The sequence below is a fragment of the Pontibacter arcticus genome, assembly GCF_003284895.1.
Classification (GTDB): domain Bacteria; phylum Bacteroidota; class Bacteroidia; order Cytophagales; family Hymenobacteraceae; genus Pontibacter; species Pontibacter arcticus.
In genome coordinates this window covers 368114-382091 of the sequence record NZ_QMDV01000002.1, presented here as the reverse complement: position 1 = coordinate 382091, position 13978 = coordinate 368114, and the positions used below count along the sequence as shown (strand labels likewise).

Here is a 13978-nt window from a genome sequence, read left to right as displayed (position 1 = left end):
TTCATACTTTAAGTAAAGGTTGAGCTTGTAAACTGCTGCAGTTAAATGTGTATCTTTGGGAGCATGTTAATCTACAGATTTATACTTTGCCTGTTGCTGTCTTTTATGGTGTTTTTGCCTGCTATAGGCCAAAGCCAGGCTCAAAATGATACCTTACCCGATGCTGTAAACAAAAAAAGGCTGTTGCTTTTAGGTTCAGGTTTTACGGTTGGGTATACCGGTATGATTGTCGGGTTGAACAAGGCTTGGTACGACAACAGCGAACGAACAAGCTTCCATTTTTTTAACGATAACCGCGAGTGGCAACAAGTAGATAAAGCCGGGCATTTCTGGGGTGCTTTCCAGCAAAGCCGGGCTGGGGTGGACATGCTGCGCTGGGCCGGTGTACCAAACAGGAAAGCCATACTTTACGGCGGCCTGCTGGGTGTGGTGCTGCAAACACCCATCGAGGTTTTTGATGGGTACCAGGCAGATTATGGAGCATCTGTTGGTGATTTGGTTGCCAATACAGCTGGCTCTGCCGCTTTGGTAGCACAGGAACTGGCCTGGAACGAAGTTAGGATTATGCCCAAATTCTCGTTTCATAAGACAAAGTATGCGCAGCTTAGGCCAAACGTACTGGGCAGCAACCTGGCAGAGCGCGCTTTAAAAGATTATAACGGACAAACTTATTGGCTTACAGTAGATGTGGCCGCTTTTCAGAAAGAAGAAAGTAAATGGCCGAAATGGCTGGGTGTGTCGGTGGGCTATGGAGCCGAGGAAATGGTGTACAACCACATCGAAACAAACGAGGCGCTTGGCTACCAGATGCGGCGGCAATTTTACCTGAGCCCCGACCTGAACCTGCACCGCATCAAAACCAAAAGTAAATTGCTGAACACCACTTTTTACGTGCTCAGTATCTTCAAATTTCCGGCACCAACCCTGGAGTATGCAACAGGCAAAGGCTTTAAGCTGCACCCGGTATACTTTTAGCAAATCAGCTGGTCAAAAACCTGTATCTTTATACTTTAAAAAGTATAGCAAGTGAGCCTGAAAGTATAAGTTCACCCTTACCCTTAACAAACAAAACCATGAACGTAGGAGATCGCGTTAGATTAATGTCGGGCCGTGAGGAAGGCATTATCACCCGTATTCTGGATAACAATATAGTTGAAGTAGCAATTGATAATGATTTTACCATTCCGGTAGCGCGCCGCGAGGTAGTGGTTATTTCTTCGGATGAAGCCAAATTTCTGCGCCAGGATGAAGTACAACCATCCGCCGTACCACGCAGAGAGCCTGTTGCTCCGTTGCTGGCCGATAAAGGTATTTACCTGGCACTGGTGCATCAGTCCGAAGAATTGCTGGCTGCTACCATGATCAACAACACCGATTATGATATACTTTATACCTGTGGCGAAGAGCGCGAAACCAATTACCGTGGCCTGCAAAGCGATAAATTAGCACCAAAAGCAACCCGTGTCATCAGCCACTACCATTTAAAGGATTTCGAGAAGTGGCCAAGTATACTGGTGCAGTTTTTACAGCACCGCACTGGCGCTCCTACCCTTTTTGAACCGGTTACCAAGCGCGTGCAGTTCAGAGCCAATTCGTTTTACAAGAGCAAAAAAACAGCGCCTGTTCTGTTAAAAGAAGCTTACCTGTTTCAGCTGGATTTTAAACCGACTGCTGTTGATACCGAAAAAATAAAGGAGCAAGTAGGTGCCGCATCGCCGTTGCAACAGGAAAGCTTTAAACTGAAAGCACCCGAGCACGAAGTAGACCTGCACATCGAAAAACTGACCGAAGATTTTGCTACGCTCAGCAATAGCGCCATGCTGAAACTGCAGATGCAGCACTTCCAGGATGCGCTGGACCGCGCTATTGCCACCAACATGCACGAAATTGTGTTCATACACGGAGCAGGCAATGGTATACTTCGCAAAGAAGTTCAGAAAATACTGAGCCGCACGCCGGGCATTAAATACTTCGAAGATGCCAAGAAAGAGAAATTCGGCTACGGCGCTACCTTGGTTAAACTAAAATAATAAGTTCTGAGTTCTGAGTCTCTTTACAATACTTTTTTAACTCAGAACTCAGAATTCGTAACTCAGAACTCAATTCCGAAACGCAGTTTCGGAATTATACCTATCTTTGCACGTATAAAATTTAACAGCAAGCCGTCTTATCGCTGCTCTTTTAGAGGAGAGGAAAGTCCGGGCAACGCAGAGCATCCTACTTCCTAACGGGAAGGGTCTTTTCCGGCGACAGAAAAGATACAGCCAGTGCCACAGAAAATAACCGCCAGCTTGCTGGTAAGGGTGAAAAGGTGCGGTAAGAGCGCACCAGCGGCTGGGCAACCAGTCCGGCTGGGTAAACCTTAGGAGTTGAAAGACCAAATAGGCTGGCAGCATCCTGCTTCGGCGGGGTTAAGGGCTGCTCGTCCGATGTCAGTGGGTAGGTCGATGGAGCCTGTGCGCGAGTGCAGGCCTAGATAAATGATAAGACGTTGGGTTTCGGCCCAGCGACAGGACCCGGCTTACAGGCTTGTTGTTAATTTTTATACTTCCACTCCCCTTTTATACTTTAAAGTATAGATTCATACTTCCACTCACTACGGCATCTACCAAAAATAACGAAGTTTAAACAAGTAATCGCTGTTGGTGGTTTTGTTATCTTTGCGCAGAATTTTACAACGTATAAGATGAAAAGTCTGACTCTCTATAACCCCTTCGAGAACATGCAGTTTAGTGACGCGCATTGTTTTCTATGCGGCACCACGATAACACCAGACCAACGCACGCCCGTTTTTGCTGAATGGCTGCAAACAAAGTATAACTTACAGCATAAAGAGCTGTTGCTGCTGGATAAAAGCGTGAGCACCTTCAGCCAACTGACCATCCCCTGCTGCGATTCCTGTAACATTAACCACGTTATTCCTTTAGAACAGGAAATAGCGCAGGCCGCCGAAAAAGGTATGACCGGTTTCAAAGATTTAAGTGAGCAAAAGCTTTTCCAGTGGATCGGGAAGATGTTTTACGGCACGCTGGTGATGGAGCTTATCAAAGAAGCCGACCCACTGATTATGCCCGAATACGCTGTCAGCGAAAACCCGAAGATGCAGGGCAAGTTCCAGTCTTTTTTTATGGTGCTGCAATCGTTGCGTATTCCGATGGTATTCTCTGATTTTATGCCTTGTTCCCTCTTTTTCCTGGAAATAGACCCCACCGAAGACGAACTGCCTTTCGAGTACCAGGACGAACTGACCACTATGGCTTTCAGCATAAAACTGGGTTCGGTGGCCATTGTTTGTACTTTGCTTGATAACGGCATTATTAAAAGAGCGCTGGGCAAGTTTTACAAAATTACCGAAGGCCAGAAATTGCATCCTGTACAGTTAGCTGAGTTTAAGGCCCGTGTGTTTTACGCTGCCTATATCTTTAATGTCGTGCCGGATTACTTTATAAGACCCGGCAAACCAGAAGACGAACAACTGATACTGGACACGCTTATTGATGATGTGACGGCCGAAGTTTTTAACCCCTGGGAAATGACTGCCTATGCGCACATGCTGGAAGAAATGTTAAAGCCCTGGAGCATCCGCGAAAAAGATATCCTGCAAAACCCTGCGCAGCCACTCAGTTTTATTGTTGATGAGCAGAACAATTTTAAACCCCTACAGACCTTCAGCAAAGTATAAAGTATAGCAGCTTAAAACAGAAAAAGCCGGACGTTTAATCCGGCTTTTTCTGTTTATCAAAGTTTAACTTATTGCTCTATAATAAAGCTTACGCTTACGTTAGAACTGATCATTACCTGTCCGCCGGCAATTGACGGACCGCCTGCATCCTGCGCCATTTCAACCATCATACTTTTCTGGTACATGGCCGGGCGAGGGTTTCCATAAGAGTTTTCGCTGATCGAGTACACGCGGCCAATCTTTGTGTTAAGCTCACCTGTAAGGGCAGTTGCTTTTTGTTTCGCATCTTTAACGGCACGTTTTCTGGCTTCGGCCTGGTGTTTCTCCAGATCCGATACCTGAAACGAAATACCATCCACGCGGTTAACGCCTGCCTCGTATAAGCCTGCCAATAACTGATCGAATTTGTCTAGTTTTTTGATCAGAATCGTCATTGACTTAAGTGCCATATACGCATCCGGGTTGGTCTGTCCATACTCGTTGTTGCTAAAAATGGGTTGTACATTTACAAAAGAGGTTTGAATATCCTTGGCATCAACCCCCTGCTTTTTAAGGTAAGCAATAATGGCAGCCGCTTTTTTATCGGTTAGTTTCCGCGCCTGGTCCAGGTTTTTATCCCGCATCTCAATGCCCAGGTTCACCACTACGTGGTCTGGCTCTACTTTTACTTCTCCGATGCCATTCACGCTAATTAACGGAGGCATGGGTTGCTGCTGCGCAAATACGTTGCCGATCATAAAAAAGAATAAAGCAATAAGGGATAATTTTTTCATAGTTTCTGACATTGTAAGGTTGATAATTTAAAAGTATAGAATTGCCTTCATATTCGCTTATTCAAATGCTATACCACCTTTTGATTTTTCATCGCCCCTAAAACAAAAAAAGCCCTTAGCAACTGATGCTAAAGGCTTTAATTTTATCTAAACTATTTATTAAGCTGCTTCTTCTTCGCCGTCGAAATCCCAGTAGCCTTGTTCTTCTCCGTATCTGGCCAACAGAATAGCGCCAACCGTAACGGCTCCGGCACCAATAATAAGCTGTGTGGTTGTAAAGCGTTTGGCAGCTTTCAGTATGATATTTCCTACATCCTGCATCAGATCAGGTAACTTTTCGTGGCGCCCCTGAAATACATGCATAGCCGACTCTATTGTTTTAGACATATCGTGTGGCTGAAACACCTGCAATACGCTATCCTTTTTGCCTTGCTTCTGATCATTCGCTCCGGTTGTGTCCTGCTTCTGTTTCTGATCGTTTGTATTACCGGTGTTCTGGTTTGTATTATTTTCCATTGTTTTATTTTTTATATCTAAGGTTGATGTATTGCTAGGTTTATACGGGATATAATTAAAAAAGCTGATTGAAATTTATTAAGCCATCCGGCCGCCGTTTTGCTTCACCAGCTCTGTCATGCGCTGTACCAGGCTATCGGTTCCGATCATCATACTTGCCGGAAAACCAACATTTAGTTCGTCTATAACAAGCTCTTGCGTTTCAGGGTTATAAGCATAAGCTCCGGAAACTCCTTTTTCGCTGAAGTTGCCATTATTACCTTGTAGCGATACGCCCACTTGTTGTATTTTGCTTTTAAAAGCCTCAAATGCCTCCGGGCTTATTCCTGCATATTGTACTTTGGCCATAGTGCCTCTCTGTTTAATGTTTAACAATTACCTCTATAACGCATAAATAAGGTGTTTGTTAAAAAGGCCCGGCATTAAATTAACACAAAAAATTTTCAGCTGATTTTCAGCTTCTTACTAATAGCTTCAAAAAAACAGCGATTTAGTATTTGCAAAACAAAGAAGAGGCTGTATATTTGCAGCATCAAAACAGTAGTACGGTCCGTTCGTCTAGGGGTTAGGACTTCAGATTTTCATTCTGGCAACAGGGGTTCGATTCCCCTACGGACTACACAGTAAAACAAAAAACCCACTCCGTTAGCTAACGAAGTGGGTTTTTTGTTTTCTGAGTAACAGAAAAGATATTCCCTATTGTTACTCACCATTTTTTCCTTTCCAAAAGCTCTTACATGTATTGTATTTTCCCTCTACGAAACCTGCGATAGACAAATATTATTCAGCAAACATGCTCTTTCAGGCAGGTACACGCTCAGTAGAAGAGATCTCACAGATTCTGTGTTTCACAAAGGCTACCTGCTACCGTTACCTTTTTCAGATGGGGGCGTTAGAGAAAAGACGATATAAAAAATAGATAAAAACTATAAAAGAGATGAAAAAAATACTTCTACTTATTCTCTTAACTTTTTCTGTTACGTTAGCTTCTGGACAGATAAGCAGGAAGAAGCTGAAAGATAACAGCAAGCCTTTTGTACTTGGACGAATAGAGGAAATTCACTCCAGAATATTAGGCGAGAAAAGAATACTGAACATTTATCTTCCTGAAGGATACAGCAAAAATGACACGCTAACATATCCTGTTATTTACCTGCTGGACGGCTCGGCAGAAGAAGATTTTATTCATGTCGTAGGATTGGTTCAATTCAATAGCTTTGACTGGATCAGGCAGGTGCCGAAGTCCATTGTTGTAGGCATCGCCACTGTGGACAGAAGAAGAGACTTCACCTACCCGACACGCATAGCAGATGATCAAAAAAAATACCCTACCACAGGCCACTCTGATCAATTCATCGCCTTTTTAGAAACAGAGCTGCAACCTTACATCGGGAAGCACTATAAAACGAACAGTTCCAAAACGATAATCGGACAGTCGATGGGTGGGCTTCTAGTAACAGAAATCTTACTCAAAAAGCCATCCTTATTCAACAATTACATCATCATCAGCCCGAGTTTGTGGTGGGACAATGGGTCCTTGCTCGAACAAGATTCAAAGATGCTGCAAGGCAGCTTTAATCAGCCAATTAGTATTTATATTGGCGTTGGTAAGGAAGGGCTGACACCCACGCAAATTCCCAGGGTAATGGAAGTAGATGCAAACCTGTTAGCAGAAAAGATAAAGAGCACAAAAAGTAAAAGTGTCAATGTGTACTTTGATTACTTACCTGAGCAAGACCATGCCACCATTATGCACCAAGCTGTTTCAAATGCATTTAAAGTGCTATATCCAAAGCAGCTATAAAGACTTATTTAATTATAACCAGCAGATTATCAAACCGAAGAGGCAGTATACATCTGTTATATAACTTCTCAGTCTTATAGCAATTGTCTTGTCAGAACTGTGCGTTTCTGACAAGACAATTGCTATACATTAAAACGAATTCTAAAACTAGAAAGGCAGCTCTCCCAAAGCGATTAACACCTTTTAATACCTTCACCCAGGTGCTAATGCAGCACAAATATGGCACCTTGTTTATCTTAAGTATTGATGTTCCTGTTTAAGGGAGAACCTGTTGCTGCCAGGGCTCAGCACCTGTTTCCCAAAAGCGGAAACAACCATGCAGTTTTTACAAACGCTTCATTATACTGACAAGTTTAGACACAAAAAAAGGCTGACCTTAGAGGCCAGCCTTTTCTATATCTGCCTATAGACTAGGGTACATAAACTGTAGCAGGAGTTACGATTTTACCAACATTAGCTACAAAGTACTGATGCGCTTCTTCAATGCTCATAATATGGCCTTGCTTCTGGGCACTGTCAGCCAGGCCAAAGCCAAGCTGGGCAGCAGCCATACGCTGTGCAGGCGTGCCGTGGTGTCCGGGGCTAGCAAATCCACAGTCACCAATCTGGAAGAAAAGGTTGAAGAACTGCTCTACACGCTTGCTGTTATAGGTGGCACCACGCTTGTGTGTCATGTAATAAGCGGCCAGGAAGTCGGCTTCCAGTTCTGTGTAACGGGTATCTTCCGAAGGATCGCTTGCAGCGCCGCCATTAGGATACCACTTACCACTGTTTTTAAACTGGATTTGATGCGCCCACTCATGCGCCAGAATACCTGTCCAGACAATGTCAGCTTCTACACCTGACTCAGACACCATTTGTACCAGACCATCACCTATCACAATCAGCTGATCGTAAGAGGTAGCGAAGCCATCGAGTGAGAAGTAGGGCGATTCAGGTAGAAGGGGCGATTTGGCATTATCTGCCAGAAACTCATCAGCAATAGCATATGCCTGCTCACGTGAAGTTACGCCTACACCAAAGTTTTCAAAAACATCAGCAATTGCCTCCCGGTTATCCAACGTAGCGCCATGCTGGCCATTCACGGTGATTTCGTTCGGCATATTCCAGAACTTTGCAAGCTCACGTTCACGCTTGTTCACTAATTGGGTATACTCACCTTCTACACCAAAGTACTGCTCTCCCCTATCAAAGTATATGGAGTAGAGTTGATTAACCTGGGTATACAAGCTATAGTTACCGAAGGCGATCGGATCAGCTACAAGAGGCGCTGCATACTTGCGCTGAACAGCCACAAATTGGGTGTTATAGCATTCGCTTGGAGCTACAGCCTCGCCTACAATGGCATTTCTGAGGTTCTCGCTAATCGGACCAGCATCCGTTGGCAGCTTAAGGGCAAATTTATCATGGCCTGTAGCCAGACTCACCTTGTTCTGCGATGACGTTGCTTTCATGTCCATTTGCTCCATCTCATTCTCACAAGAAACAGTCAGGAACGTAACTCCACCGCAAAGCAGTGCCATTGTAAATGTTCTTAATCTCATCATCTGTAGTTAAGTTGTTTAAGTAGGGAAATGGTTTTAAGATAGTTTTAGTTCTAATTTAGCTAAAAATAATTTAAAAAAATAAAAGAATCTCCCTCCTTTGCCAGTATGATGCTTCCAAGTTAACTTAGCATTGAAATAATAGCTGATCTATTTTCCATCTATTTCTTAAAATCGATTGTAAGGGAACTGCTCCCTTTCTCAAACAAAAGCAGCATGAAGAAATCACGCTTATGTGGCTTTTAATTGTACTTCTCTCCCTCTAGCTGATGAAACTGCAACCTATTAGTTTGTTGCAAAGCAGGCCGAAAAGACTTTAAGCCGAGCACTGGGAATAATGCTCTGTAATCAATAAATAATAAATTTTGGTTAACAGGAAGTATGTAGTAAGTTAGGGTAAACAAGCCTATACTTAACGATTTGGGAATAAGCCAGCCTAACCTATGAAAGACCTGAACCTGGACTACCTGCAGATTTACCCGCTCGGTGATGCAGCTATTGTAGTACAGTTTGGAGACGATATTAACCTGGCGACTTATACTCGGGTTCAAAATTTTGCACATTACCTGGAGTGCCATCCCTTTACAGGGTTAATAGAGTATGTACCGGCTTATACTACGGTAACTATCTATTACAACCCTGTAGCACTCTCCCGTCAGGGCAGGCAAGATCCGTATGCACATGTCCTGATCATATTACAAAATGCGTTGCTTCTCTGCAGCGTTGCTACGCAGACTTATACTTCACGTGAAGTAATAATACCTGTGTGTTATGGAGGAGATTATGGCCCAGACCTTGCGTTTGTTGCCAGGCATAATCAACTAACTCCGGAAGAAGTTATCTCTGTACATACAAGTGGCAGCTACCAGGTATATATGATTGGTTTTGCGCCTGGTTTCCCTTACCTAGGTGGCCTGGATGAACAAATTGCAACACCTCGTAAAGAAACACCACGAGCAGTTATTCCTGCAGGCTCAGTAGGCATTGCCGGCAAGCAAACCGGCATTTATTCTATAGAAACTCCCGGAGGATGGCAACTTATAGGAAGAACGCCCCTTTTACTCTTCAACCCTAGCATTAAACAACCCAGCCTGCTACAGGCCGGCGATAGGGTAAAGTTTGCAGCCATTACTCCAAAAGAATTTCTACAGCGAAAGGAGCAGCAACATGAGTATTAAAGTGCTTAAGCCCGGCCTCCTCTCTACCATCCAGGACACAGGCAGATACGGTTACCAGAAAGAGGGCATTATGGTAAGTGGCGCCATGGACGAAGTAGCCATTCGCATTGCTAACCTTTTAATCGGAAATGACCAGCAAGCAGCCGCTCTCGAAGTTACCCTACTTGGACCAACCTTATATTTTGAAGCAGATTGCCTGATTGCCATTACCGGTGCTGATCTATCGCCGAGTATAAACGGAAAACCTGTAAAACTTTGGCGGCCTACTTTAGTGAAGCGAAACAGCACTCTTGCCTTTGGTGCCCCAGTGCGCGGCTGCCGCGCCTACATAGCAGTAGGAGGAGGTTTTGATGTTCCGGAAATAATGGGAAGTTATGCCACTTATTTACGTGCTGGCATTGGCGGTTTTAAAGGCAGAGCGTTGCAGACTGGCGATATACTGACATGTTGCAAACCAGTAGGAAATCCGAAACTCCATTGGGAGCAATTACAGGAAACTATAGGTATTGGTGATTATGCTCAAACTACCTGGTCACCATCTCCTGAACTTTACCCCACTTATGAACATAACTCAACTATACGCGCGGTAAAAGGCCCAGACTATGAGTTATTTCCCAGTAGCAGTCAGGAGTACCTCTGGACCGAGAAGTTTATGATAACAACAGCATCAGACCGAATGGGTTACCGCTTGCAGGGCATGCCACTTTCACTTACCGAAAACAAAGAAATGCTCTCAAGTGCTGTTACGTTTGGTACAATACAGGTACCTGCTCAAGGCCAACTTATCATACTGATGGCTGATCACCAGACCACCGGCGGCTACCCGCGCATTGCGCAGGTTATTACAGCTGATCTATCTCAACTGGCACAAGTACAACCGGGTAAGTTCATCCGATTTGAGGAAACAACACTGGAAAAGGCACAACAATTATTCATAGAACAGGAACAGAAAATAGAACAGCTGAAATGGGCACTGCAATTCAAAATAAACCACTAGATACCGGGCACCTCACCGTAGACCTTAACTGCGATATGGGTGAAAGTTATGGCATTTATACTTTAGGAAATGACGAGGCTATACTTGATCATGTATCTTCAGCAAATATAGCCTGTGGCTACCATGCGGGCAACCCTGCCATTATGCGAAAAACGGTAGCACTTGCCTTGGCAAAGAACGTAGCCATTGGTGCTCATCCGGGGTTACCTGACCTCGTAGGCTTTGGCCGCCGTGAAATGACGATTACGCACCAGGAAGCTTTCGATATGGTTGTATACCAGGTAGGTGCGCTCAATGGATTTGTAAAAGCGGCAGGCGGAAAGTTACATCATGTAAAACCACATGGGGCACTTTATAATATGGCTGCATTAAGTGCAGGTCTTTCGGAAGCAATTGCAGAAGCAGTTTATAAGGTATGCCCCGAGGCTGTGCTGTATGGACTGGCTGGTAGTGCACTCACCAAAGCGGGAAAAAACGTAGGACTGAGAACTGCCAATGAGGTATTTGCTGACAGAACCTATCAACAAGATGGAACCCTCACCTCACGCAGGTTACCCAACGCACTGATAACAGATCAAAATGAGGCGGTTAAACAGGTGATCAGAATGGTAAAGGAAGGTAAAGTGCTTTCGCAGCAAGGTACTGAGTTTACCATACAGGCAGATACTGTTTGCATACATGGTGATGGGCCACATGCCCTGGCATTTGCCCGCTTTATTCGGCAAACACTTGAAAACGAAAGTATAGTCGTACAGCCAATCAAAAGCTGATGAAAAAAATTAAAAACCGGAGCGTGCTGTTAGGTGCTGCTTTTTTGATGGCTACTTCTGCCGTTGGCCCCGGCTTCCTGACACAAACTACTGTATTCACGCAGACGCTGGCTGCCAGTTTTGGCTTTGTTATACTTATCTCTATTATACTGGATATAGGTGTGCAGTTAAATGTGTGGCGTGTAATTGCAGTGTCAGAAAAACGGGCACAGGACATCGCCGATGCTGTACTTCCGGGGCTTGGTTTAAGTATAGCTATACTTATAGTTTTAGGCGGACTGGCATTTAATATTGGAAATGTGGGCGGGGCCGGGCTGGGCTTTAATGTATTGTTCGGCATTTCAGCTGAGGCTGGTGCTATACTGGCAGCTGGTATTTCAGTAGGCATTTTCCTGATAAAAGAGGCTGGTAAGGTGATGGATAGATTTGTACAGGTGATGGGCCTGCTCATGATCCTGCTGATAGTGTATGTGGCCATCAGCTCATCCCCTCCTATTGGAGAAGCTGTTTTGCGCACTTTTGTACCCGAAGAAATAGATGTGATGGCCATCATTACTTTAGTTGGGGGTACTGTAGGCGGTTACATAACTTTTGCCGGAGGGCATCGCCTGCTCGATGCAGGTATAAAAGGGAAAGCTGCTTTACCAGAAGTGACTACCAGTGCGGTATCAGGTATCACAGTTGCTTCCATCATCCGGGTCTTCCTTTTCCTGGCTGCGCTTGGCATAATTTCGAAAGGTCTTTTGTTGGATGAAAGCAATCCACCTGCTTCCGTGTTTCAATTGGCAGCTGGAAAGGTAGGGTATAAATTATTTGGCATTGTGATGTTATCGGCTGCTGTTACCTCCGTTATTGGCTCGGCTTATACTTCGGTTTCGTTTATCAAGTCTTTTAATAAAAATATTGATCGGTATGAGAACTGGGTGATCATAGCCTTTATATTTTTGTCTACGATCATCTTTGTAACCATAGGCCGGCCGGTACAGCTGCTTATACTTGCTGGCTCGTTAAACGGGCTTATTTTACCGATAACATTGGGCACCATTCTTATCGCGGCACATAAAACAAAAATTGTCGGGGATTACAAACATCCGGTTTGGCTTACTATTTTCGGCGTATTTGTAGTGCTCTTAATGGCCTGGATGGGGGGCTATACATTGTTAAAACAGCTTCCGGCGCTTTTCTCATAACAAGAATAACCACTGAGAAGCAGTTGAAAGAACAACTTACTATAATGCCCCCTAGGTCAGCTTCTTCTATCAATAGCCCAGCCCATAGTCAATCATTTATTTCTTTAATATCTTTAATATCTCAACTATAAATGCTCACCCAAAGTAGTTAAATCAATGTGAATAAAGTTTGACAATTCAATCCTTCTGTCTTCCATAAAAAAAGCCGCTTCATGTAAAATGGAACGGCTTATTTAATTCGATAAAACTCAATTTATTTCTTTTGGTTTTAGTTGGATCATAAAGGTTGTGAGTCTATTTGTACTTTGCTACAGCAATACAGCTAAAAAATCTATACTATTTCCCATATTTAAAACAGGACAAAGTCTTTCCACCTTCTTTCTAGATGCTGATACCAGTATTACGTAATAAAAGAGTGTCAGGGGATCAACTGATCATGGCGCAGTTGCGTGAACAGGTCGAAGAATGACTCTTCGGTGTTTTGGTAAACCAGGAATCCTAACTTGCGACTCTTAGACATGTCGGTCATTACCTCAATAGGCCGTCCCAAATCAAGATCAGTGTGCCAGGGCGAAGCGAGTCGGCTCAGGTCCGGCTCAACCAGCTTGTAACGCTCAGCAATCTCACGCCACAAAGTACCGTCCTGCGCCATTTCGCCTTCAAGAGGATGAATGGTGCCATCAAAGCCCACAGGCTCAACGTTGAACCAATCGGCCAATCGTTGCCAAAGCCACTTCCATCGAAAGAATTCACCGTTAACAACATTGAAAGCCTTGTTTTTAGCTTCTTGCGTGGTTGCTGCCCACACCAGGTGCTTGGCCAGCACCCTTACGTCGGTCACATCCGACAGCCCGTTCCACTGTGCCTCAGACCCTGGAAACTTAAAAGGACGATCCGTCTCCTTGCAAATAGTAGCGTAGACGGCCAGGGTAGTGCCCAAATTCATTTGGTTGCCTACAGCCTTTCCAATCACTGTGTGCGGTCGGTGAATACTCCAGGTGAAGCCATCACGGGCGGCAGCGGCGTACACTTCATCTTCCTGTGCATAATAAAAATTCTCTATATCCAGCCGGGGCTGCTCCTCACGCAGAGGCGTTTCAGGCAGAAACCCTTCTTTGGCATATGCCTCGAAAGGCCCCAGGTAATGCTTGAGTCCTGTTACAAGTGCCACGTGCTGCACCGATTGCTTCGGAGCCAAAGCATCCAGCAGGTTGCGAACCATTGCCGCATTCACTTTAATGTTTTCTGCTTCCGTTTCCATGCGCATCCAGCTGGTGAAAAACACATGCGTAGGAGCAACATCGGCAAGGGCGACAGACAAGCTTTCTGGGCGGAGCAGATCTGCGGCAACTGGCTGTAAACCTTCCAAGCTAATGTTAGGGTTTCTGGCCAGCCCATAGGTAATCCATCCTTCTTTAACAAGCTCTTCTGCAAGGTTGCTGCCCGTTATCCCGCTTACACCTACTACTAAAGCTATTCTGTTCATACTTTAACTACTTGTTTAAATTCATTTAAAGCTTATAG

At 44.5% G+C, this 13978-nt stretch carries 13 protein-coding genes, 1 tRNA gene and 1 other RNA gene; 10 read left to right on the top strand and 5 right to left on the bottom strand.

Annotation, left to right across the window (positions count from 1 at the left end; genetic code table 11):
• The first annotated feature begins 63 nt into the window (after window positions 1–63).
• The 4 genes from DP923_RS06775 to DP923_RS06760 all read left to right on the top strand — a co-directional run bounded on the left by DP923_RS06775 (window position 64) and on the right by DP923_RS06760 (window position 3682).
• A complete protein-coding gene (locus DP923_RS06775) occupies window positions 64–975 on the top strand; it encodes a DUF2279 domain-containing protein (RefSeq protein WP_239020958.1) in 912 nt (303 codons plus the stop codon).
• Between the two features lie 98 nt (window positions 976–1073).
• Window positions 1074–2030, top strand: a complete 957-nt coding sequence (locus DP923_RS06770; protein ID WP_112305089.1) for a DUF2027 domain-containing protein — start codon at window positions 1074–1076, stop codon at window positions 2028–2030.
• A gap of 124 nt (window positions 2031–2154) precedes the next feature.
• Window positions 2155–2540: RNase P RNA component class A (rnpB, locus tag DP923_RS06765), an RNA gene on the top strand.
• Between the two features lie 146 nt (window positions 2541–2686).
• Complete coding sequence (locus DP923_RS06760) at window positions 2687–3682, top strand: hypothetical protein (protein WP_239020957.1); 996 nt, start codon at window positions 2687–2689, stop codon at window positions 3680–3682.
• 68 nt (window positions 3683–3750) lie between these two features.
• Here the strand turns inward: DP923_RS06760 and DP923_RS06755 are convergent, their stop codons facing one another.
• From DP923_RS06755 to DP923_RS06745, 3 genes are all read right to left on the bottom strand, one after another.
• Window positions 3751–4455, bottom strand: a complete 705-nt coding sequence (locus DP923_RS06755) for an SIMPL domain-containing protein (RefSeq protein ID WP_112305088.1) — start codon at window positions 4453–4455, stop codon at window positions 3751–3753.
• 159 nt (window positions 4456–4614) lie between these two features.
• Window positions 4615–4971, bottom strand: coding sequence for a hypothetical protein (locus DP923_RS06750; RefSeq protein ID WP_112305087.1), 357 nt, complete (start codon window positions 4969–4971; stop codon window positions 4615–4617).
• A gap of 78 nt (window positions 4972–5049) precedes the next feature.
• A complete protein-coding gene (locus DP923_RS06745; protein ID WP_112305086.1) occupies window positions 5050–5319 on the bottom strand; it encodes a hypothetical protein in 270 nt (89 codons plus the stop codon).
• A gap of 199 nt (window positions 5320–5518) precedes the next feature.
• Between DP923_RS06745 and DP923_RS06740 the strand changes: the two genes are divergently transcribed.
• A tRNA-Glu gene (locus tag DP923_RS06740) sits at window positions 5519–5590 on the top strand.
• Between the two features lie 318 nt (window positions 5591–5908).
• The gene (locus DP923_RS06735; protein WP_112305085.1) at window positions 5909–6775 is read left to right on the top strand and encodes an alpha/beta hydrolase; all 867 of its coding nucleotides are present in this window, start codon (window positions 5909–5911) and stop codon (window positions 6773–6775) included.
• Window positions 6776–7185: 410 nt separating this feature from the next.
• Here the strand turns inward: DP923_RS06735 and DP923_RS06730 are convergent, their stop codons facing one another.
• Window positions 7186–8322 carry a neutral zinc metallopeptidase gene (locus DP923_RS06730; protein ID WP_125047662.1) on the bottom strand — a complete coding sequence of 379 codons (1137 nt, stop codon included), beginning with the start codon at window positions 8320–8322 and terminating at the stop codon, window positions 7186–7188.
• 440 nt (window positions 8323–8762) lie between these two features.
• On the opposite strand from DP923_RS06730, the gene pxpB reads away from it, so the two are divergent.
• From pxpB to DP923_RS06710, 4 genes are read left to right on the top strand one after another with little or no spacing between them, the layout of a single operon-like run.
• Window positions 8763–9497, top strand: coding sequence for a 5-oxoprolinase subunit PxpB (gene pxpB, locus DP923_RS06725; protein WP_239020956.1), 735 nt, complete (start codon window positions 8763–8765; stop codon window positions 9495–9497).
• Window positions 9487–10494, top strand: coding sequence for a 5-oxoprolinase subunit C family protein (locus DP923_RS06720; RefSeq protein WP_112305083.1), 1008 nt, complete (start codon window positions 9487–9489; stop codon window positions 10492–10494). The genes pxpB and DP923_RS06720 overlap by 11 nt, the downstream gene beginning before the upstream one ends.
• Complete coding sequence (locus tag DP923_RS06715; protein WP_112305082.1) at window positions 10464–11264, top strand: LamB/YcsF family protein; 801 nt, start codon at window positions 10464–10466, stop codon at window positions 11262–11264. The genes DP923_RS06720 and DP923_RS06715 overlap by 31 nt, the downstream gene beginning before the upstream one ends.
• Entirely contained in the window at window positions 11264–12454 is a 1191-nt protein-coding gene (locus DP923_RS06710) for an NRAMP family divalent metal transporter (protein WP_112305081.1), read from the top strand. Before DP923_RS06715 ends, DP923_RS06710 begins: the two co-directional genes overlap by 1 nt.
• Before the next feature lie 418 nt (window positions 12455–12872).
• On the opposite strand, the gene DP923_RS06705 is transcribed toward DP923_RS06710, so the two are convergent.
• Entirely contained in the window at window positions 12873–13940 is a 1068-nt protein-coding gene (locus DP923_RS06705; RefSeq protein ID WP_112305080.1) for an SDR family oxidoreductase, read from the bottom strand.
• Window positions 13941–13978 lie beyond the last annotated feature (38 nt).

Coding starts and splice junctions, on each gene's coding strand:
- DP923_RS06755 (WP_112305088.1), bottom strand. CDS start 4,455: ATGAAAAAATTATCCCTTATTGCTTTATTCTTTTTTATGATCGGCAAC.
- DP923_RS06770 (WP_112305089.1), top strand. CDS start 1,074: ATGAACGTAGGAGATCGCGTTAGATTAATGTCGGGCCGTGAGGAAGGC.
- DP923_RS06710 (WP_112305081.1), top strand. CDS start 11,264: ATGAAAAAAATTAAAAACCGGAGCGTGCTGTTAGGTGCTGCTTTTTTG.
- DP923_RS06745 (WP_112305086.1), bottom strand. CDS start 5,319: ATGGCCAAAGTACAATATGCAGGAATAAGCCCGGAGGCATTTGAGGCT.
- DP923_RS06720 (WP_112305083.1), top strand. CDS start 9,487: ATGAGTATTAAAGTGCTTAAGCCCGGCCTCCTCTCTACCATCCAGGAC.
- DP923_RS06760 (WP_239020957.1), top strand. CDS start 2,687: ATGAAAAGTCTGACTCTCTATAACCCCTTCGAGAACATGCAGTTTAGT.
- DP923_RS06735 (WP_112305085.1), top strand. CDS start 5,909: ATGAAAAAAATACTTCTACTTATTCTCTTAACTTTTTCTGTTACGTTA.
- DP923_RS06705 (WP_112305080.1), bottom strand. CDS start 13,940: ATGAACAGAATAGCTTTAGTAGTAGGTGTAAGCGGGATAACGGGCAGC.
- pxpB (WP_239020956.1), top strand. CDS start 8,763: ATGAAAGACCTGAACCTGGACTACCTGCAGATTTACCCGCTCGGTGAT.
- DP923_RS06775 (WP_239020958.1), top strand. CDS start 64: ATGTTAATCTACAGATTTATACTTTGCCTGTTGCTGTCTTTTATGGTG.
- DP923_RS06730 (WP_125047662.1), bottom strand. CDS start 8,322: ATGATGAGATTAAGAACATTTACAATGGCACTGCTTTGCGGTGGAGTT.
- DP923_RS06715 (WP_112305082.1), top strand. CDS start 10,464: ATGGGCACTGCAATTCAAAATAAACCACTAGATACCGGGCACCTCACC.
- DP923_RS06750 (WP_112305087.1), bottom strand. CDS start 4,971: ATGGAAAATAATACAAACCAGAACACCGGTAATACAAACGATCAGAAA.